This is a genomic window from Aureimonas phyllosphaerae (assembly GCF_900113065.1).
GTDB lineage: Bacteria > Pseudomonadota > Alphaproteobacteria > Rhizobiales > Rhizobiaceae > Aureimonas > Aureimonas phyllosphaerae.
This window is the reverse complement of the sequence record NZ_FOOA01000004.1, coordinates 109208-127819: the sequence shown is the minus strand read 5'-3', so window position 1 is coordinate 127819 and position 18612 is coordinate 109208. Positions and strand designations below refer to the sequence as shown.

18 protein-coding genes, 1 other RNA gene and 1 pseudogene are annotated in these 18612 nt (G+C 68.1%); 9 read left to right on the top strand and 11 right to left on the bottom strand.

What is annotated here, in order from left to right:
• Positions 1 to 64 precede the first annotated feature (64 nt).
• A pseudogene (locus tag BM175_RS23050) lies at positions 65 to 775 on the top strand (3-deoxy-manno-octulosonate cytidylyltransferase); the annotation flags it as partial.
• Positions 749 to 1663 (top strand): prephenate dehydratase, encoded by a 915-nt coding sequence (locus BM175_RS23045; RefSeq protein WP_090961893.1) that lies wholly within the window; start codon positions 749 to 751, stop codon positions 1661 to 1663. The pseudogene BM175_RS23050 and the gene BM175_RS23045, both read left to right, overlap by 27 nt.
• A gap of 63 nt (positions 1664 to 1726) precedes the next feature.
• Here BM175_RS23045 and BM175_RS07795 read toward each other — a convergent pair whose 3' ends face one another.
• The 3 genes from BM175_RS07795 to BM175_RS07785 form a co-directional block, all read right to left on the bottom strand.
• Positions 1727 to 1873, bottom strand: coding sequence for a DUF1127 domain-containing protein (locus BM175_RS07795; RefSeq protein ID WP_082505848.1), 147 nt, complete (start codon positions 1871 to 1873; stop codon positions 1727 to 1729).
• A 143-nt stretch (positions 1874 to 2016) separates the two neighbouring features.
• Entirely contained in the window at positions 2017 to 2937 is a 921-nt protein-coding gene (gene nudC / locus BM175_RS07790) for an NAD(+) diphosphatase (protein ID WP_090961630.1), read from the bottom strand.
• Positions 2937 to 3356 carry an HIT domain-containing protein gene (locus tag BM175_RS07785; RefSeq protein ID WP_090961627.1) on the bottom strand — a complete coding sequence of 140 codons (420 nt, stop codon included), beginning with the start codon at positions 3354 to 3356 and terminating at the stop codon, positions 2937 to 2939. Before BM175_RS07785 ends, nudC begins: the two co-directional genes overlap by 1 nt.
• Before the next feature lie 30 nt (positions 3357 to 3386).
• On the opposite strand from BM175_RS07785, the gene ffs reads away from it, so the two are divergent.
• The 5 genes from ffs (at position 3387) to BM175_RS07760 (ending at position 7946) form a co-directional block, all read left to right on the top strand.
• An RNA gene (gene ffs / locus BM175_RS07780) (signal recognition particle sRNA small type) lies at positions 3387 to 3483 on the top strand.
• A gap of 208 nt (positions 3484 to 3691) precedes the next feature.
• Positions 3692 to 5623, top strand: a complete 1932-nt coding sequence (locus BM175_RS07775) for a DNA polymerase III subunit gamma/tau (RefSeq protein WP_090961890.1) — start codon at positions 3692 to 3694, stop codon at positions 5621 to 5623.
• Between the two features lie 25 nt (positions 5624 to 5648).
• Entirely contained in the window at positions 5649 to 5972 is a 324-nt protein-coding gene (locus BM175_RS07770; protein ID WP_090961625.1) for a YbaB/EbfC family nucleoid-associated protein, read from the top strand.
• A 67-nt stretch (positions 5973 to 6039) separates the two neighbouring features.
• Positions 6040 to 6645 (top strand): recombination mediator RecR, encoded by a 606-nt coding sequence (gene recR / locus BM175_RS07765; RefSeq protein WP_090961623.1) that lies wholly within the window; start codon positions 6040 to 6042, stop codon positions 6643 to 6645.
• Positions 6646 to 6722: 77 nt separating this feature from the next.
• Positions 6723 to 7946 (top strand): lytic murein transglycosylase, encoded by a 1224-nt coding sequence (locus BM175_RS07760; protein WP_090961620.1) that lies wholly within the window; start codon positions 6723 to 6725, stop codon positions 7944 to 7946.
• A gap of 61 nt (positions 7947 to 8007) precedes the next feature.
• On the opposite strand, the gene ppa is transcribed toward BM175_RS07760, so the two are convergent.
• The 4 genes from ppa to BM175_RS07740 form a co-directional block, all read right to left on the bottom strand.
• Positions 8008 to 8583: an inorganic diphosphatase gene (ppa, locus tag BM175_RS07755; RefSeq protein ID WP_090961888.1), complete on the bottom strand. Its 576-nt coding sequence runs from the start codon at positions 8581 to 8583 to the stop codon at positions 8008 to 8010.
• 104 nt (positions 8584 to 8687) lie between these two features.
• The gene (locus BM175_RS07750; RefSeq protein ID WP_090961617.1) at positions 8688 to 9194 is read right to left on the bottom strand and encodes a GNAT family N-acetyltransferase; all 507 of its coding nucleotides are present in this window, start codon (positions 9192 to 9194) and stop codon (positions 8688 to 8690) included.
• Between the two features lie 157 nt (positions 9195 to 9351).
• Positions 9352 to 9735 carry a PH domain-containing protein gene (locus BM175_RS07745; protein ID WP_090961615.1) on the bottom strand — a complete coding sequence of 128 codons (384 nt, stop codon included), beginning with the start codon at positions 9733 to 9735 and terminating at the stop codon, positions 9352 to 9354.
• A complete protein-coding gene (locus BM175_RS07740) occupies positions 9735 to 10766 on the bottom strand; it encodes a zinc-binding alcohol dehydrogenase family protein (RefSeq protein ID WP_090961612.1) in 1032 nt (343 codons plus the stop codon). The genes BM175_RS07745 and BM175_RS07740 overlap by 1 nt, the downstream gene beginning before the upstream one ends.
• 162 nt (positions 10767 to 10928) lie before the next feature.
• Here BM175_RS07740 and BM175_RS07735 point away from each other — a divergent pair, with 162 nt between their 5' ends.
• On the top strand, positions 10929 to 12368 hold the full coding sequence (locus BM175_RS07735) for an Nramp family divalent metal transporter (protein WP_090961609.1): 1440 nt from the start codon (positions 10929 to 10931) through the stop codon (positions 12366 to 12368).
• 113 nt (positions 12369 to 12481) lie between these two features.
• On the opposite strand, the gene BM175_RS07730 is transcribed toward BM175_RS07735, so the two are convergent.
• From BM175_RS07730 to BM175_RS07720, 3 genes are all read right to left on the bottom strand, one after another.
• Positions 12482 to 12673 carry a hypothetical protein gene (locus BM175_RS07730; RefSeq protein WP_090961606.1) on the bottom strand — a complete coding sequence of 64 codons (192 nt, stop codon included), beginning with the start codon at positions 12671 to 12673 and terminating at the stop codon, positions 12482 to 12484.
• A gap of 159 nt (positions 12674 to 12832) precedes the next feature.
• On the bottom strand, positions 12833 to 14662 hold the full coding sequence (gene typA / locus BM175_RS07725) for a translational GTPase TypA (RefSeq protein ID WP_090961604.1): 1830 nt from the start codon (positions 14660 to 14662) through the stop codon (positions 12833 to 12835).
• Positions 14663 to 14787: 125 nt separating this feature from the next.
• Positions 14788 to 16836: a M3 family metallopeptidase gene (locus BM175_RS07720; protein ID WP_090961601.1), complete on the bottom strand. Its 2049-nt coding sequence runs from the start codon at positions 16834 to 16836 to the stop codon at positions 14788 to 14790.
• A 149-nt stretch (positions 16837 to 16985) separates the two neighbouring features.
• Between BM175_RS07720 and BM175_RS07715 the strand changes: the two genes are divergently transcribed.
• A complete protein-coding gene (locus tag BM175_RS07715) occupies positions 16986 to 17474 on the top strand; it encodes a MarR family winged helix-turn-helix transcriptional regulator (RefSeq protein WP_090961598.1) in 489 nt (162 codons plus the stop codon).
• Positions 17475 to 17478: 4 nt separating this feature from the next.
• Here BM175_RS07715 and BM175_RS07710 read toward each other — a convergent pair whose 3' ends face one another.
• Positions 17479 to 18495 carry an LLM class flavin-dependent oxidoreductase gene (locus tag BM175_RS07710; protein ID WP_090961596.1) on the bottom strand — a complete coding sequence of 339 codons (1017 nt, stop codon included), beginning with the start codon at positions 18493 to 18495 and terminating at the stop codon, positions 17479 to 17481.
• Positions 18496 to 18612: the final 117 nt, after the last annotated feature.

Here is an 18612-nt window from a genome sequence, read left to right as displayed (position 1 = left end):
GATCAAGCGCCCTCCTGTCACAGCTTCGCCTAAATTTCCTGCGGCCGCACCAGAGTCCCGACCCATGTCCACCCTGATCCTGATCCCGTCCCGGCTGGCCTCGACCCGGCTTCCCATGAAGCCCCTGGCCGACATCGGCGGACGTCCGATGATCGTGCGCGTGGCCGAGCGGGCCCGCGATGCCGGTATCGGTCGCGTCGTGGTGGCGTGCGACGACGCGGCGATTCGCGATGCGGTCACGGCTGCGGGTTTCGATGCGGTGATGACGGGCTCGCACCACCAGTCCGGCTCCGACCGCATCTTCGAGGCGCTGGAAGCTCTCGATCCCGCGGGCGAGGTGGAGACGATCATCAACCTGCAGGGCGACCTGCCGACGATCGAGCCGGAGACGATCCGGGCCGTGCTGCGCCCCTTCGCCGATCCCGCCTGCGAGATCGCGACCGTTGCCGTCGAGATCGAGAACCCCGCCGACCGGGCCGACCCGAGCGTCGTCAAGCTGATCGGCACGCCGCTCGCCGAGAACCGGCTGAACGCGCTCTACTTCACGCGCGCGACCGCCCCGACGGGCGACGGGCCGCTCTATCACCATGTCGGCATCTACGCCTATCGCCGCACGGCGCTCGCGCGCTTCGTGGCGCTGCCGCCGTCGCCGCTGGAGACGCGCGAGAAGCTCGAGCAGCTGCGCGCGCTCGAGGCCGGCATGCGGATCGACGCGGAGATCGTCGAGGCCGTGCCGCTCGGCGTCGACATGCCCCACCAGCTGGAGGAAGCCCGCCGCTTCTTCGAGCCGGCGACGCGCTCGAACCGGATCTCGTTCCAGGGCGAGCCGGGTGCCAACTCCGACACCGCCTGCCGGACGATGTATCCCGGCCTCGAGCCGCTGCCGTGCCCGACCTTCGAGGATGCGCTCGCCGCCGTGACGCGCGGCGAGGCGGACCTTGCGATGATCCCGATCGAGAACACGATCGCCGGCCGCGTCGCCGACATCCACCACCTCCTGCCGGTGTCGGGCCTCCAGATCGTCGGCGAGTTCTTCCTGCCGATCCGCTTCCAGCTGATGGCCAAGCCCGGCACGGGCCTTGCCGACATCCGCGAGGTGCACAGCCACATCCACGCGCTCGGCCAGTGCCGCGGGATCCTCCGGCGCAACGGCTGGAAGCCGGTCATCTCCGGCGATACGGCGGGTGCGGCGCGCATCATCTCGCAGATGGCGGAACGCGACGTCGCAGCGCTGGCGCCCCGGCTGGCCGCCGAGCTCTACGGGCTCGACATCCTCGCCGAGAACGTCGAGGACGCCGAGCACAACACGACGCGTTTCGTGGTCCTGTCGCGGCCGGGCCGCGGCGAGGATCTCTGGGCGCCGCGGTCCGGCGAGATGGTGGTGACGACCTTCGTCTTCGAGGTGCGCAACCTGCCGGCCGCGCTCTACAAGGCGCTCGGAGGCTTTGCCACCAACGGCATCAACATGACCAAGCTCGAGAGCTACCAGCTGGAGGGCAAGTTCGTGGCGACGCAGTTCTTCGCCGATATCGAGGGGCATCCGAACGACCCCGGCGTCGCCCGCGCGCTTGACGAGTTGCGCTTCTTCTCCAAGCGCGTCTCGATCATGGGCGTCTATCCCGCCTCGCCCGACCGACCGACGCATCCCGGCGCCGCGGAGTAGGGCGCCAACGAAAAAGGCCCCGCCAGAGCGGGGCCTTTTTCATGTTCGGTGCGGTGTCTCGGTTCAGCGACCGATGCGAACCATGCGCTCGATGTCGCCGCGCATCACGCCGATGTCGCTCAGCATGCGGTCGTCCATGCTGTTGAGTTCGATGACGGTGCGGCGGTGCGAGCGGAAGGACTGAAAACGCTTGGCAATGGAGTTGAGCATGGGAGCCTCGGGGAGCAACAGAATTCGTTGACCCCGATATACGCCTCGCAGGTGCCTAAAAGGAGAGCAGGTTTAGCACGTCTGTTGTGCAGCGCGTGCATAACTCAGCCAATTTGTCGTTCATGAAATCTTAATGCCTTGGTTCAAGGCAGCTCGTTGCCGCTTGCGAAGGCAGCCAGAAGATGGTGGGCGATCGCAAATCGGGCAGGTGCGACGAGGCCGTCGGGATGCCGGTGCTCCAGCATCGCCTGAACCTCGGTCCGGTCGAACCAGCGGCAGGCTTCGAGCTCGGCCGCATCGAAGGTGATCGGCGCCTGCGGAGCCTCCGCCATGCAGCCGATCATCAGCGAGCCGGGGAACGGCCAGGGCTGCGAGGAGTGGTAGCGCACCGCGCCGACCACGAGGCCGGCTTCCTCCAGCGTCTCGCGGCGCACGGCATCCTCCAGCGTCTCGCCGGCTTCGATGAAGCCGGCCAGGCACGACCACATGCCCGGCGCAAAATGCGGCTGGCGACCGAGCACGCAGCGCCCCTCGCCGTCGTGCACGAGCATGATCGAGACGGGATCGGTGCGGGGGAACACGACATGCTCGCAGCCCGTGCAGCGGCGGCGGAAACCGGCGGCCTCAGACACGGTCGGGGTGCCGCATCGGCCGCAGAAGCGGGCCGAGGCGTGCCAGTTCAGAAGATGAGCGCCCTGAGCGAGTTCGCCTTCCATGTCGGGCCGCAGAAGCTCGCGCATGCCGAGCGTGCGCAGGTCCCAAAGGGCGATCCCTTCCGGCGGCTCGAGCGCGTCGATGCCGGCCACCAGCCTCGGCACGCCGGCGTCGTCGTGGCCGAGAAGGATCTCGATCGGCGAGGACCCGAGAATGGCCTGCGCCTCCGCGACGGTGAAGACGGGATTGGGGGCGTCGCCGCCGCGGCACAGCCACTGACCCTTGGAGGCCAGATAGACGCGCGCCTGCGGGTGGTCGAGCGCCTCCTCGAGCGAGGCGTCGGTCCGCAACTCGCCGTCGCGGCGCAGGGCGTTGGCGGCAAACCCGAGGCGGATGGGGGCGTCGGACATCAGCGGAGGCCTTGCTTGACGGAGCGGATCAGCGCCTCGTCGGCGCCGGAGCCATAGGGGAGGGCGCTCTCGAAGCCCCAGACCGGCCTTGGCCAGTTGGGATCGCCGGACGAGCGCGCGACGACATGCAGATGGAACTGCCGCACCACGTTGCCGAGGGCGCCGATGTTGATTTTCTCCGGGCGCGTCGCGGCATCGAGCGCCCTGGCCACCGCGTTCGCCTCGTCGAGGAGCTGCCCGCGGTCGGCGTCGTCCAGATCGAAGAGCTCCACAAGACCGACGCGCTGCGGCACGAGGATCAGCCAGGGCCAGCGCGCGTCGCGCATCAGGAGGAGCCGGCACAGCGCGAGATCGCAGACCGGTGTCGTGTCCGCTTCCAGGCGGGGATCGAGCACGAAGGCGGACGGTTCGGCTTGCATTTCGATGCGTTCTCCACGATATGGACTGCGGGAGGTTGGTGGTGGACGAGCCGCTCGCCAACCGGGTCAGGTCCGGAAGGAAGCAGCCCCAACGAATCCGGCACGGGTCATCGTGCCAGCCTCCCACCCCTTCGTCCCGTCTCCGGTGCTTGATAGCGATTCGCCTGTCATAGGCGATGCGCCGCCCGGCTGCGAGGTCTCCAAGCCTTCGCCTGGGCGCTGCGACATCGACTCTCCGGGGCTCCCCGCCGATTGCATTCAGCGAAAAGCCGCGTAGGGTCGCGCCGGCGCGCCCGGTGGCCCGGATCGCCGCGCCCCGCATTCGAATGGAGCCGATGGCCGAGGACCCCCATCCCCAGACCGCCGCGACGCCCTACCGGGTCCTCGCGCGTAAGTATCGTCCCCGTTCCTTCGACGACCTGATCGGCCAGGAGCCGATGGTGCGCACGCTGACCAACGCCTTCGAGGCCGGCCGCATCGCGCAGGCCTGGATGCTGACGGGTGTGCGCGGCGTCGGCAAGACGACGACCGCCCGCATCCTGGCGCGCGCCCTGAACTACGAGACCGACACGATCCACCAGCCGACGATCCACATGATCGAGCCCGGCATCCACGATCAGGCGATCATGGAAGGGCGGCATGTCGACGTTGTCGAAATGGACGCCGCCTCGCACACCGGCATCGACGACATCCGCGAGATCATCGCGCAGGTGCGCTACCGGCCGGTCTCGGCGCGCTACAAGGTCTACATCATCGACGAGGTCCACATGTTGTCGACGCAGGCCTTCAACGGCCTGCTGAAGACGCTGGAGGAACCGCCCGAGCACGTGAAATTCGTGTTTGCGACCACCGAAATCCGGAAGGTCCCGATCACGGTCCTGTCGCGCTGCCAGCGCTTCGACCTGCGCCGCGTCGATCCCTCGACCATGATCGCACATCTGCGCCGCGTGCTCGGTGCCGAGCATGTCGAGGCCGACGACGACGCGCTGCGCCTCCTCGCTCGCGCCTCCGAGGGCTCGGTGCGCGACGCGCTGTCACTGACCGACCAGGCGATCGCCCACGGTGCGGGCCATGTCGACGCCGGGACGGTGCGCGACATGCTGGGGCTCGCCGACCGGGCGCGCATCGTCACCCTGTTCGAGCTTCTGATGCGCGGCGACGGGGCGGCGGCACTGCGCGAGTTCGCCGGGCAGTACGACTTCGGCGCCGACCCGCTGGTGGTGCTGACGGACCTCGCCGACTTCACCCACCTCGTGACCTCCCTGCGCTTCGTGCCGGAGACGGCGGGTGACGCGTCGCTCTCGCCGGTCGAGGTCGAGCGCGGGCGCGACTTCGCCGAGCGCCTGTCGGTGAAGACGCTGTCGGAGGTCTGGCAGATGCTCCTGAAGGCGATCGAGGAGACGCGTGCCGCCGCCTCGCCCCGGCAGGCCGCTGAGATGGCGCTGATCCGCATCGCCTACGCCGCGACGATGCCCTCGCCGGAGGACCTGGCGCGTCTTCTGGCCGGGGCGGGCGGGCTCCCTTCGGCCCCGGCCCCGAACGGATCGGCGATGTCCTCGCGCGGCGATGCGCCGTCCGGCGCGGCGCCTTCGCCGCCGCCGGTCTTGGCGTCCGCCGTTCCGGCCGCCGGCGTCCCGCAGATGCGCTCCTCCGGCCCGTCGCTCGCCGCCCGCATGGTGGCATCCTCACCGCAGCCGATGGCCCCGACCGCCGCACCCGCGCCGACGATCGAGGCGGACGCGATGCCCGCGTCCCTGCGCGATCTCGAGAAGCTCGCGGGCGAACGCCGCGATTCGCGCATGAAGGCCTGGATCCGTCGCTACCTCCGCCTCGTGCGCATGGAGCCCGGCCGCATCGAAATCGAGCTGGCCGGCGGCGCGCCGGTCACGCTGTCGGGCGAACTCACCAAGAAGCTCTTCGACTGGACCGGTCTGCGCTGGGTGGTGACGGTCGCCGGCAAGGGCGGCGGCCAGACGCTGGAGGAGGTCGATGCCGCACGCCGGGCGCAGCTGATCGCCGAGGCCGAGGCCGATCCCGAGGTCGCCGCGATCCTCGCCGCGCTGCCGGGCGCCAAGGTCCGCGAGGTGCGCCTTCGCGGCGAGCCCGAGCCCGAGGCGGCGGACGACGACGGCCCGCCGCTTGCCGAGGACGACGGCCTGCCGGAGCGCATCGACATCGACCCGTCCGACCTTGGCTTTGGTGGCGAGGATGACGACATGGGGGAGGGCGTCGCCTTCGATGCCGACGCCGAACCCGACGACGATTGATCGCAACAGCTGAAGGACCGCGCGCGTGAAAGACATCATGGGCATGATGAAGCAGGCCAAAGCCATGCAGGAGAAGATGCAGGGGCTGCAGGCCGAGATCGCCGAGACGACGGCGAGCGGCCAGGCCGGCGGCGGCGTCGTGTCCGTCACCCTGAAGGGCACGGGCGAGCTTGTCGCCGTCGAGCTCGATCCCTCGCTCTTGAAGGCCGACGAGAAGGACATTCTGGAAGACCTCCTCGTCGCCGCTCATGCCGATGCCAAGCGCAAGCTCGACGCCGTGATCCAGGACAAGACGCAGGCGCTTACCGCCGGCCTGCCGCTGCCTCCCGGCATGAAGCTGCCGTTCTAGACCTTCCTGCCGTTCCGAAAGGCCGGGCGCCCTGCGCCCGGTCCCGCTTGCCCCGAGGCCGCCTTCCATGTCCAAGACCATCGCCGGCCCCGAGATCGAGCGGCTGATCCAGCTCCTGTCGAAGCTGCCGGGGCTGGGGCCCCGCTCGGCCCGGCGCGCGGCGCTCCATCTCGTCAAGCGGCGCGAGCAGATCCTCCGCCCCTTGGGCGACGCGATGGCGGAAGCGGCCGAGAAGGTGCGCATCTGCTCGAACTGCGGCAACATCGACACCCGCGACCCCTGCACGATCTGCTGCGATCCGGCCCGTGACCAGACCACGGTGATCGTGGTCGAGGACGTGTCCGACCTCTGGGCGCTGGAGCGGGCGAAGGCGCTGAACGCCGCCTATCACGTCCTCGGCGGCGTCCTGTCGCCGCTGGAGGGCGTCGGCCCCGACGACCTCACGATCCGCCGCCTCGTCGAGCGCGTGGCGGAAGGGACGATCCGCGAGCTCGTGATCGCCGTGAACGCCACGGTCGAGGGACAGACGACGGCTCATTACATCATCGACCAGCTCACCGACTTCGACGTGTCGGTGACCCGTCTCGCCCATGGTGTGCCCGTCGGGGGCGAACTCGACTATCTCGACGAGGGCACCCTGTCGGCCGCCATGCGCTCGCGCACGAAGATCTGACCGCTCCCGCCACGAGATCGGCGCAAGGTCGCTCCTATAGCCTTCCGGCAGGACGAGATCTGCCGGGGGTGCGGAAGATGAAGACGATCGCGTGGGCGCTGGCGGCGCTCGTGGCCGGCAGCGGCCTGGCGCAGGCGCAGGACGTGCAGGCCGGCTTCCGCACGTTTCTCCAGAACGACATCTGGCCGGAAGCGCGCGCCGCCGGCGTCTCGCGCCAGACATTCGACGCCGCCTTCGACGGCGTGAAGGCCAACACCAAGCTCCCGGACCTCCAGCTTCCCGGCGACAAGGCCAAGGTCGAGGAGGTGAACCGGCAGGCCGAGTTCCAGAGCCCGACCGCCTATTTCGACGAAGCCAAGATGGCCGCGACCGCCGCCAAGGGCCGCGCGATGCTCCAGCAGTATGCCGGCCCCATCAAGCGGATCGAGGCGCGCTACGGCGTGCCGGGGCCGATCCTCGTCGCCGTGTGGGGGCGCGAGTCCGGCTACGGGGCGGCCAAGATTCCCTACGACGCCTTCGAGGTGCTCGGCACCAAGGCCTATCTCGCGCGTCGCAAGGAGATGTTCCGCGCCGAGCTGATCGCGGCCCTCCAGATCGTCGAGGACGGGGATCTCACACCGCAAGAGATGAAGTCGTCCTGGGCCGGTGCGCTCGGGCAGCCGCAGTTCATGCCGACGAAGTTCCGGAAACTGGCGGTCGACTTCGACGGCGATGGCCGCCGCGACATCTGGAACTCGGTGCCGGACACGCTGGCGTCGATCGCGAACTACCTCCGCCAGTCCGGCTGGCAGCCGGGCCGCGACTGGGGATACGAGGCGAGCGTCCCCGCGTCCGTCTCATGCACGCTGGAGGGGCCGGATCAGGGGCGCCCGATCGCCGATTTCGCCAAGGCCGGCGTGACACGCGCGTCCGGCCGCGCCTTTCCGGCGGGCGAGACGCGCGCCACCGGCCATCTCCTGATGCCTGCCGGCCGTTTCGGGCCGGCGTTCATTGCGACGCCGAACTTCTACGTCATCAAGGAATACAACAACTCCGACCTCTACGCCCTGTTCATCGGCCATCTCGCCGACCGGATGGGCGGCGCGGGTCCGTTTTCTGGCGACTGGCGCAAGGTCTCCGGGCTGACGCGCGGCGACGTCGCCCGGCTTCAGGAAAAGCTTGTCGCGCGCGGCTACGACGTCGGCCGGCCGGACGGGCTGGCGGGCTTCAAGACGCGTCGCTCGATCGGCGCGGTCCAGGAAAAGGCAGGCCAGCCGGCGACCTGCTGGCCGACCAAAGAGCTCGCGGCCAGCATCCGCTGAGGCGCAAACGGAAAAGGGGGCCGCGAGGCCCCCTTTCGTCATCTTGTCGGAGCGCGATGGCTCAGGCGTTTTCCTGGCCGACCGGCGTCGGGTTCTTCTCCGACTCCTTGGCGTTGTCGTAGCGCTTGACCGCCTCACGGATCATCTGCTTGGCTTCGGCGGAACCCGCCCAGCCGCCGATCTTCACCCACTTGCCGGGCTCCAGATCCTTGTAGTGCTCGAAGAAGTGCTCGATCTGCTTCAGCGTGATCTCCGGCAGGTCGGTGTGCTCGAAGACCTTGGTGTAGCGCTGCGTCAGCTCGGGCGAGGGGACCGCGATCACCTTCTCGTCGAGGCCCTTGTTGTCCTCCATCTTGAGGACGCCGATCGGGCGGCAGTTGATCACGCAGCCGGGGAAGAGCGGGCGGGTCGAGCAGACGAGCACGTCGATCGGGTCGCCGTCGTCCGAGAGCGTGTGCGGCACGAAGCCGTAGTTCCCGGGATAGGTCATCGGCGTGTAGAGGAAGCGGTCGACGAAGAGCGCGCCTGAATCCTTGTCCATCTCGTACTTGATCGGATGGCCCCCGACCGGCACCTCGATGATGACGTTGATGTCCTCGGGCGGGTTCTTGCCGCGAGCGATGGCGTCGATGCGCATGGGGATCTCCGAGTTGAACTCGGCGGTTCCTAGCCAATCGTCGCGCCAGAGGCAATCGAGCTCGGACGGAAGGGTGAACGCCGCGTTCGGACGTTCGAAATGCTTCACATGAAGCAGTAGGCGACCTTGTGGAGGGCGACGCCCTCGAACGTCTCCGATCCCGTCGCCACGTCGACGCCGCCAGACGCCTCGTAGAAGCGCACCGCGTTCTCGTTGTCGGCGAGCGACCAGACCGCGACGCCCTTGAGCCCGCGGGCGCGCAAGAGCGTGCGGCAGGCGTCGAACAGGCGGCGACCGAAGCCGACCCCCTGGAACTCGGGCTTGAGGTAGATCTCGTAGACCTCGCCGTCGACACTGAGCCCTCGGGTGCGGTTGCGCCCGACCGTGGCGTAGCCGACGATCTCGCCGCCATATTCCATGACGAGGATCGTCGCCCGGTTGGCGATCGCCCGCGACCACCAGTCCGGTCCCCGGCGCTCCACCATGGCGGACAGGGCCTTGTGGGGGATCAGCCCCCGATAGGCCGCCGTCCAGGCGGCGGCGTGGACGATCGACAGCGCGCCGGCATCGGCGGCCTCGGCAAGTCGGACATCTGCGGCGATCGTCTTCATATCGCGTTAACTATGAACGCTGCGGGACGATCCATCGAAGGCGACGAAAATGTGGACCGGATGTGTCGATGCCATGCCATGCGGCGGGTCGTAACCCGAGGGGGCGGAGACCCTCAATGCCCGCCGCGCATTTCGACGGCTCCATTCACAGGCGGGATCACCCCCGCCCGAGGACGCCGAGCGCCAGCGCCTTCTGGATTCCGGCAAGGTTGGTGCCGCGCGACAGGTTCTGCAGGAAGGGCTGCGGCTGCCCGGAGACCCAGATGCGCAACTCGGCGTCGGTGTCGAAGGAGCCGGCGGTCTCGACCGAGAACATCGTGATCGCGCGGAAGGGAATGGAGTGGTAGGCGCGCTTGCGCCCCGTCATGCCCTGCTTGTCGACGAGGATGATGCGGCGGTCGGTGAAGACCATTTGGTCGCGCAGGATCTGGAAGGCGACCTCGATCGTCTCGTCCGGCAGGAGCACGGGGTCGAGTTCGCGCGCGAGCGCGCCGACGTCGAGGTCGCTGGCAAGGCCGAGAAGTCCGGACAACAGTCCCATCATGAGGCTCCTTCACGCGCGGCCGGCCAGCCGGCGATGACGGTCTTGCCGAGCGTGCGCCCGGTCTTGACGAGGCGATGCGCCTCGCGCACAGTTTCGGCCGAGATCGGCCGGAGGGTACGCGTGCGCGTCGTGCGGATGCGCCCGGCGTCGACAAGGCGCGAAACCTCGGCGAGCAGGCGATGCTGTTCGATCATGTCGGCCGTCTGGAACACCGGCCGCGTGAACATGTACTCGAAATGCAGCGAGACGGATTTCGTGCGGATCGGCGCGAGGTCTAGGTCGGCGCTGTCGATCACGCAGAGATGACCGAACGGCCGGATCATAGCGCCGATGTCGGCCATGTGGCTCGGGGTCTGGGTGACGCCGAAGACGTAGTCGACCGGCCCGAGGCCGAGCGCCTCGATCTGCGGCGCCATCGGCTGCGCATGGTCGACGACGTGGTGGCAGCCGTGATCGAGCGCAAACGCGCGCGTCTCCTCGCGCGAGGCGGTGCCCACCACCGTCAGGCCGGTCAGCTCGCGCGCGAGCTGCGTGGCGATCGATCCGACGCCGCCCGCCGCGCCGATGACCAGCAGCGTGCCCTTCTCGCTGAGGTCCGGCTGGATGCTGAAGCGATCGAACAGCGTCTCCCAGGCCGTGATCGCCGTCAGCGGCAGAGCGGCGGCATCCGCGAAGTCGAGGCTCGCCGGCTTGCGCGCCACCAGCCGCTCGTCGACCAGCTGGTACTCCTGGTTCGAGCCCGGCCGGTCCACCGCGCCGGCATAGAACACCGCGTCGCCCGGCCGGAACAGCGTGGCGTCCTCGCCCACCGCCTCGACGGTGCCCGCTGCGTCGAATCCGAGGACGCGCGGAATGCGAGCAGGGTCGGCTACCGGGCCGCGCTGCTTCGTATCCACCGGATTGACCGACACCGCCTCGACGCGCACCAGGATGTCGCGCCCGGCGGGCCTCGGGCGGGGCAGGTCGAGGTCGACGAGATGGTCCACCGACTTGTCGGGAGGCGATGCCGCGTATCCCACCGCTCTCATGGATCACCTCCGCCCCGTTGTGCCAGGCTGACCTAAGGCATCGGCCGCCGGCATCAAGATCGCGAGAGACCGGCCTCCGGCGCGCGGCGCCCTATGTCCCTCGTGTTGACGGTGGGGACCGTCTGCCGCACACGCGGCGAGGATACGCAAGCAGGAGGGACCATGAGCGATCTCAAAAGGGGAGGGCACGGCTCCGCAGCCGATCTCTTCCCGACCCATGTGCTGGGCCGGCCGGAGGTGCGCGAACTGCCGCCTGCGCCCGATAACACCGCCAAGCTCATCGGGCCGGGCATCGTGGCCGCCGGCGTCGGCCTGTCGTCGGGCGAGTTCATCCTCTACCCCTACATCGCCAGCCAGGTCGGCATGGCCTTCGTCTGGGCCGCGCTCGTCGGCGTCATGACGCAGTTCTTCCTGAACATGGAGATCGAGCGCTACACGCTGGCGACCGGCGAGACGGTGCTCACCGGCTTCAGCCGCTTCTGGCGGCATTGGGGTCTCGTGTTCGCGCTGATGACCTGTTTCGCCAACCTCTGGCCGGGCTGGGCGACGAGCTCGGCGACCATGCTGTCCTACATCGTCGGGGGCGAGCCGCGCTGGATCGCGATCGGCATGCTCGCCTCCATCGGCCTCATCCTGACGCTCGCGCCTGTCGTCTATGTCATGCTCGAGCGGCTGCAGATGGTGAAGGTCGCCGCCGTCGGCGTCCTGATCCTTATCGCCGCCTTCTTCGTGATCACGGCGGAGGACTGGGCGGCGTTGCCGCAGATCGTGACCACAGCGACGATTCCGACCGAACTCGGCTTCGCGCTCCTGCTCGGCGCGCTGGCCTTCGCGGGCGCGGGCGGCGGTCAGAACCTCTGCCAGTCCAACTGGATCCGCGACAAGGGCTTCGGCATGGGCAAGTACGTGCCACGGATCATGAGCCCGGTCACCGGTCAGCCGGAAGCTGCCCCCTCGACCGGCTTCGTGTTCGAGCCGACGCCTGAAAATATGGCACGGTGGCGGCGCTGGTGGGGCTTTGCCAATATCGAGCAACTCGTCACCTTCGTGCTGATCACATTCATCACGATCACCTTCACCTCGCTTCTCGCTTACGCCACGGTCTACGGGCAGGAGGGCCTTCCGAACTCGGTGGCCTTCGTGCAAAGCGAGGGGCTCGTGCTCGCCGACAAGGTCGGCGGCTGGTTCGGCGCGCTGTTCTGGTTCATCGGCGCCTTCTCGCTCTTCGGGGCGGCGACCGGCATCGTCGACTATACGGCGCGCCTCGCCGCGGACGTCCTGCGCACGACCTACGTGCGCGGCGCGAACGAGAGCCGTCTCTACTTCTGGATCGTGTGGGGTCTCGTCGCGATCGGCATCGCGGTGCTGCTCTTCGGGCTGACGCAGCCGCTGGTGCTGCTCGTCATCTCGGCCTGTACGGGCGGCCTGATGATGTTCATCTACTCCGGCCTCCTGATCCTCCTCAACCGGAGGCTTCTGGTCCCGGAGCTTCGTCCCGGCGTCGGCCGCATCGCGGCGCTCGCCTGGGGCTTTCTCCTGTTCGGCTTCCTGTCGATCCTGACGCTCGGCCAGCAGATCCCGAAGCTCTGGGGCGCCGGCTGACATGACAAAAGGGCGGCGCCGGTTCCGGCTCCGCCCTTCATAAGGCCTCCCGCACTCGTGCGCTGCGGGCGATGATCAGCTCGTGCTATCGGCAAGCCGCAGAGGCTGCGCGCTCAGAGCTTGGCGTGTGGGTGGCGCAGGCGCGGCGGCTGGCGGAAGAGCCAGGGCATGCCCTGCGTCGGCTGGAGGGACGGATCGGACCCGTGCGTGTTGAGCATCGAGGTCCAGGCGTCACGGTTCATGTCCGTGGGTTGGCGGTCGTTGCTGGCGGTGATCTCGCGGCCTTCGGGCGACAGGTACGACATGGCGCTTCCTCCTTGTCGCAAGAACGGAAGGCAGCAGTCGCCGTTCCTCGAAATGATGAAGGAATCATCAAAATGATGAAGTCGTGAACAGCCATCACGACAAAGGGGACGCGGTCGCCCGCGTCCCCTTCGAATTTGTTCGTCTCGTTCGTCCGCCGGTCAGGCAACCTTGCGGCTCTTCTCGAAGCGCTTGCGCTCGTTCGGGTCGAGATAGAGCTTGCGCAGGCGGATGTTCTTCGGCGTCACCTCGACCAGCTCGTCGTCCTGGATCCAGGAGAGGGCGCGGTCGAGCGTCATGCGGATCGGGGTCGTCAGCTTCACCGCCTCGTCCTTGCCGGCGGCGCGGATGTTGGTGAGCTGCTTGCCCTTGAGGACGTTCACCTCGAGGTCGTTGTCGCGGCTGTGGATGCCGATGATCATGCCCTCGTAGACCTTCACACCCGGATCGATGATCATCGGGCCGCGGTCCTCGAGGTTGAACATCGCGTAGGCCACAGCCTCGCCGGATGCATTGGCGATCAGAACGCCGTTGGTGCGGCCCGCCAGCGCGCCCTTGTAGGGAGCGTAGGAGTGGAACAGGCGGTTCATGATCGCCGTGCCGCGGGTGTCGGTCAGAAGCTCCGACTGGTAGCCGATGAGGCCGCGCGTCGGCGCGTGGAACACGAGACGCTGGCGACCGCCGCCCGACGGGCGCAGCTCCTTCATCTCGCCCTTGCGCTCGCTCATCTTCTGCACGACGACGCCCGAATGCTCCTCGTCGACGTCGATCACGACCTCTTCGATCGGCTCCAGCGTCTCGCCGGTCTCCTCGTTCTTCTGCATCACGACACGCGGACGCGAGACGCCGATCTCGAAGCCCTCGCGGCGCATGGTCTCGATGAGGACGGCGAGCTGCAGTTCACCGCGGCCCGACACGAAGAAGGAGTCCTTGTCCTCCGATTCCTCGATCTTCAGCGCGACGTTGCCCTCGGCTTCCTTGAGGAGACGGTCGCGGATCACGCGGCTCGTCACTTTGTCGCCCTCGGTGCCCGCGAGCGGGCTATCGTTGACGATGAAGCTCATGGTCACGGTCGGCGGGTCGATCGGCTGCGCCTTCAGCGCTTCCGTCACCGACGGATCGCAGAACGTGTCGGCGACGGTGCCCTTCTGCAGGCCCGCGATGGCCACGATGTCGCCGGCCTCGGCGTAGTCGATCGGCGTGCGCTCGAGACCGCGGAAGGCGAGGATCTTGGAGATGCGGCCGGTTTCCAGCTGCTGGCTTTCGCCGTTCAGGACCTTGATGGTCTGGTTCGGCTTGATCGAGCCGGACTGAATGCGGCCCGTGATGAGGCGGCCGAGGAATGGGTTGGCCTCGAGGATCGTGCCGATCATCTTGAAGGGCTCGTCCTTGCCGGCGGTGTCCGGCTCGGGAACGTGCTTGACGATGAGGTCGAAGAGGGGCTCGAGGCCCTTGTCCTGCGGGCCGTCCGGGGCTTCCGCCATCCAGCCGCCGCGGCCCGAGCCGTAGAGGACCGGGAAGTCGAGCTGCTCGTCGGTGGCGTCGAGGTTGACGAAGAGATCGAAGATCTCGTTCAGCACTTCCTCGTGGCGCTCGTCCGGACGGTCGATCTTGTTGATCGCGACGATCGGCTTCAGGCCGACCTTGAGGGCCTTGCCGAGCACGAACTTCGTCTGCGGCATCGGGCCTTCCGAGGCGTCGACGAGGATCACCGCGCCGTCCACCATGTTCAGGATGCGCTCCACCTCGCCGCCGAAGTCGGCGTGGCCCGGGGTGTCGACGATATTGATCCGCGTGTCCTTCCACTCCACCGAGGTGGCCTTGGCGAGGATCGTGATCCCGCGCTCCTTTTCGAGGTCGTTGGAGTCCATCGCGCGCTCTTCGGTGCGCTGGTTCTCGCGGAACGAACCCGACTGGGCGAGGAGCTTGTCGACCAAGGTCGTCTTGCCATGGTCAACGTGCGCGATGATCGCGATGTTGCGGAGCTTCATGTGTCAGGTCACCGAAAGGGGTTGAAACGCGTTTGGAGGCGCGTCTCGAAAGAAACGGCCCAAGGACGTCGCGGTCATTGGGCCGTCCATAACGAATTTTTCGCGATTGCGAAAGGTGCCCCTTGTCAGGCGGCGAAACCGCGCTTGCGCATCAGGGCGTCCGGGTCCGGCCCACGGCCCCGGAAACGCTCGTAGAGCGCGGCCGGATCGTCCGAATTGCCGGCGGCGTAAACATTTTCGCGCAGGCGACGCGCGGTCTCACTGTGGAACGGATCGCCGGCCTCGCCGAACGCCTCGAACGCGTCGGCGTCGAGAACCTCCGACCACATGTAGGAGTAGTAGCCCGCCGAATAGCCGTCGCCCGAGAAGATATGGGCGAAGTGCGGCGAGCGGTGGCGCATGACGATCTGCCTGGGCATGCCGAGCCCGTCGAGGATCTCGGCCTCGCGCGCCATCGGATCGGTGGGCGCCTCGCCCTCCCGGTGGAACAGAAGGTCGACGAGCGCGGAGGCGGTGAACTCCACCGTATCGAAGCCGGCGTCGAAGGTCCGAGCGGCCTCGAGCTTCTTCACCTCTTCGGTCGGCAGCGGCTGGCCGGTCTCGGCATGCAGCGCGTGGCGCTCGAGGATCGCGGGCACCGTCAGCCAATGCTCGAAGAGTTGCGAGGGCAGCTCGACGAAGTCGCGAGCCACCGCCGTCCCGGCGAGCGAGGGGTAGGTGACGTCCGACAGGAGCCCGTGCAGCGCGTGGCCGAACTCGTGGAACAGGGTGCGCGCGTCGTCCACCGACAGGAGCGCCGGCTGGCCCCGGGCGGGCTTGGCGAAGTTGCACACGTTGTAGATGACGGGCGTCTGACCGCCGTCGAGCCTGTGCTGCGAGCGAAGCGCGCTCATCCAGGCGCCCGAACGCTTGGAGGTGCGGGCGAAATAGTCGCCGATGAAGAGGCCGCGCGCCGCGCCGTCCCGGTCGCGCACCAGCCAGACGCGCGCGTCCGGGTGCCAAGCGCGTACATCCGGCAGCGGCTCGAAGGTGAGGCCGAAGAGGCGACCCGCGACGTCGAAGGCGGCATCGATCATCCGGTCGAGCTGGAAGAAGCTCTTCAGCGCGCCCTCGTCGATCGCGAACTCGGCCTGCCGCCGCTTCTCGGCATAGTAGCGCCAGTCGGAGGCGGCGAGCGGCGCGTTGTCGCTCTCGCCGGCAGCAAGCGCCGCCAGCGTCTCGGCATCGCCCGTCGCGCGCTCGCGCGCCTTGTCCCAGACCCGGCGCAGCAGCGCTTCCACGGCGTCGGGGGTCTTGGCCATCGTGTCGTCGAGCTTGTAGTCCGCAAACGACGCGAACCCTAGGAGCTTCGCCTTCTCGGCCCGCAGCGCGAGGATCTCGGCAAGCACCGGCCGGTTGTCGGTCGCCCCCTCGCGCTCGCCCCGCCGCGTCCAGGCCGAGAACACCTCCTCGCGCAGCGCGCGGTCCGGGCAGTAGGTGAGGAACGGCACGACGATCGAGCGCGACAGCGTGACGACGTGACCCTCCACCCCGCGTTCCTCGGCCGCGTCCGCCATCGCCGAGACGAGGAACGGCGGCAGGCCGGCGAGGTCGCTTTCCGCGACGGGCCGGGCATAGGCGCTCTCGTCGGCCAGCACGTTCTGCGAGAAGCGCGTGCCGAGTTCGGCGAGCCGGGCGTTGATGTCGGCGAACCGCTGGCGATCCTCGCCTTCGAGCCTCGCGCCCGATCGCACGAAGCCGGCATGGATGCGCTCCAAAAGGCGCAGGGCCTCCGCTTCGAGACCGGCCTCATGGCGGCGTGCGAAGAGGGCGTCGATGCGCGCGAAGAGCTTGGCGTTCAGGGAAATGCGCGAGCCGTGGCGGGAGAGCTTCGGCGAGACCTCGCGCTCGACGCGCTGGATGCCCTCGTTGGTGTTGGCGCCGGCCAGCGCGAAGAACAGTGCCGCCACGCGCGACAGCGGGCGTCCCGCGCGCTCGAGGGCGAGGATCGTGTTCTCGAAATCGGGGGCCGCCGGGGTCTCGGCGATTGCATCGATTTCCCTCGCATGCGATTCCATCGCGCGATCGAAGGATGTGGAGAAATCGTCGGGGGACAGGGCGGCGAAGTCCGGGAGTTTGTGCTCGCCCGGGAACGCAAAGCGGGAATCGAACGCTTCGATCTGTGATTCTGTCATTCTTGGAACCATTTTAGAAGAATCGTCCCTTGCCCGTAGCCATCGAATGAAGGACACGGTCTCAAGAGATACAAGGACTTCCCATCCCGTCGAGAGCAGGATCGGACGTTGGGTTAAGAAGAAGGCGGCGGTCAGTGCCAGACTTGACGATGGGAAATGCGTTCGGGTTTCTTCTGGGCGACACGTCGCGGCTCTTTCGACAGTATTTCGAAAAGATGATTGCGGAGAACGGTCTCGGCCTCACCCCCGGTGAAGTTCGTGCCCTCGGCTTTGTGATCCGTTTTCGCGGCTCGCGCCAGGCGATCCTCGCCGAGCGCATGGGCGTCGAGCCGATGACGCTCTCGGCCTATCTCGATCGCCTCGAGGCACGCCAGTTGATCCGCCGTGCCATGGACCCGAACGACCGCCGGGCCAAGCTGATCGAGCCGACCGACGAGGCGTTCCGCATCATGCGCGAACTCGACCCGTTGTTCGATCGAATCTATGCTTTCGCAACGCAGGGGCTGTCGGCGGACCAGATCCAGGTGGCCGGCGAGGTGCTGCGGGCGATCCGCGCCAACCTCAGCAACGACCCCCAGTTGGAAGAGCCGATCAACCTCCTGTGCACGACGGCGCCGAAGCCCGACGCCGCCGCCTGATCGCCTATTCGGCGGCCGCAGCCAGCGGCCGGCTGCCGATCGCCTGCATCGCCTCGGCGGCCAGTGCGAAGGAGCGCACCCGCGACGTGTGATCGTGGATCTGGCCGGTCAGGATCACCTCGTCCGGCCGATAGCGGTCGACCAGCTGCTCCAGTCCGTCGCGTACGCGATCCGGCCCGCCGACGACCGACACCCGCAGAGCCTCGTCGACCATCGCCCGCGCACCGGGCTCCAGCACCGCATCGATATCGTCCACCGGCCGCGGCAGCGGCCCCGGCTGGCCCGAGCGCAGCCGCGCGAAGGCCTGCTGCATCGAGGACTGGAGACGTCGCCCTTCGGCGTCCGTGTCGGCCGCGAACACGTTGATCGCCAGCATGAAGTGCGGCTTGTCGAGTTCCTCCGACGGGCGGAACGTCTGGCGATAGACCTCCGCCGCATCGTCCAGCGCCTGCGGGGCGAAATGCGAGGCGAAGGCATAGGGCAGGCCGAGATGGGCAGCGAGCTGCGCGCCGTAGAGGCTGGAGCCGAGGATCCAGACCGGCACATGGGTCCCCGCGCCCGGCACCGCGCGCAGCCGCTGGTTCGGCTCGGCATCGGCGAAATAGGCCATCAGCTCCAGGACGTCCTGCGGGAAGTTGTCGGCGCTCTCGAGATTCCGGCGCAGGGCGCGCGCCGTCATCATGTCGGTGCCGGGCGCGCGGCCGAGACCAAGGTCGATCCGGCCGGGATAGAGCGTCGCCAGCGTACCGAACTGCTCGGCGATCACCAGCGGTGCGTGGTTCGGCAGCATGATGCCGCCCGACCCGACACGGATGGTCTTCGTGCCGGCCGCGACATGGCCGATCACCACCGCCGTCGCGGCGCTCGCGATGCCCGTCATGTTGTGATGCTCGGCCAGCCAGTAGCGGTTGTACCCGAGCCGTTCGGCGTGGCGCGCGAGATCGAGCGAGTTCGCCAGCGCATCGGCCGCCGTGCCGCCTTCGGGAATGGGCGACAGGTCGAGAACGGAATAGGGGATCATCGTTCGCCTTCCATATGATTTTCCCCAAGGTGGGGGTGCGCCGGGCCGATGGAAAGGGGCGGCGGCCGGAACGGGCCGCAACGAAAAAGGCCGGCGGATCGCTCCGCCGGCCCTCCT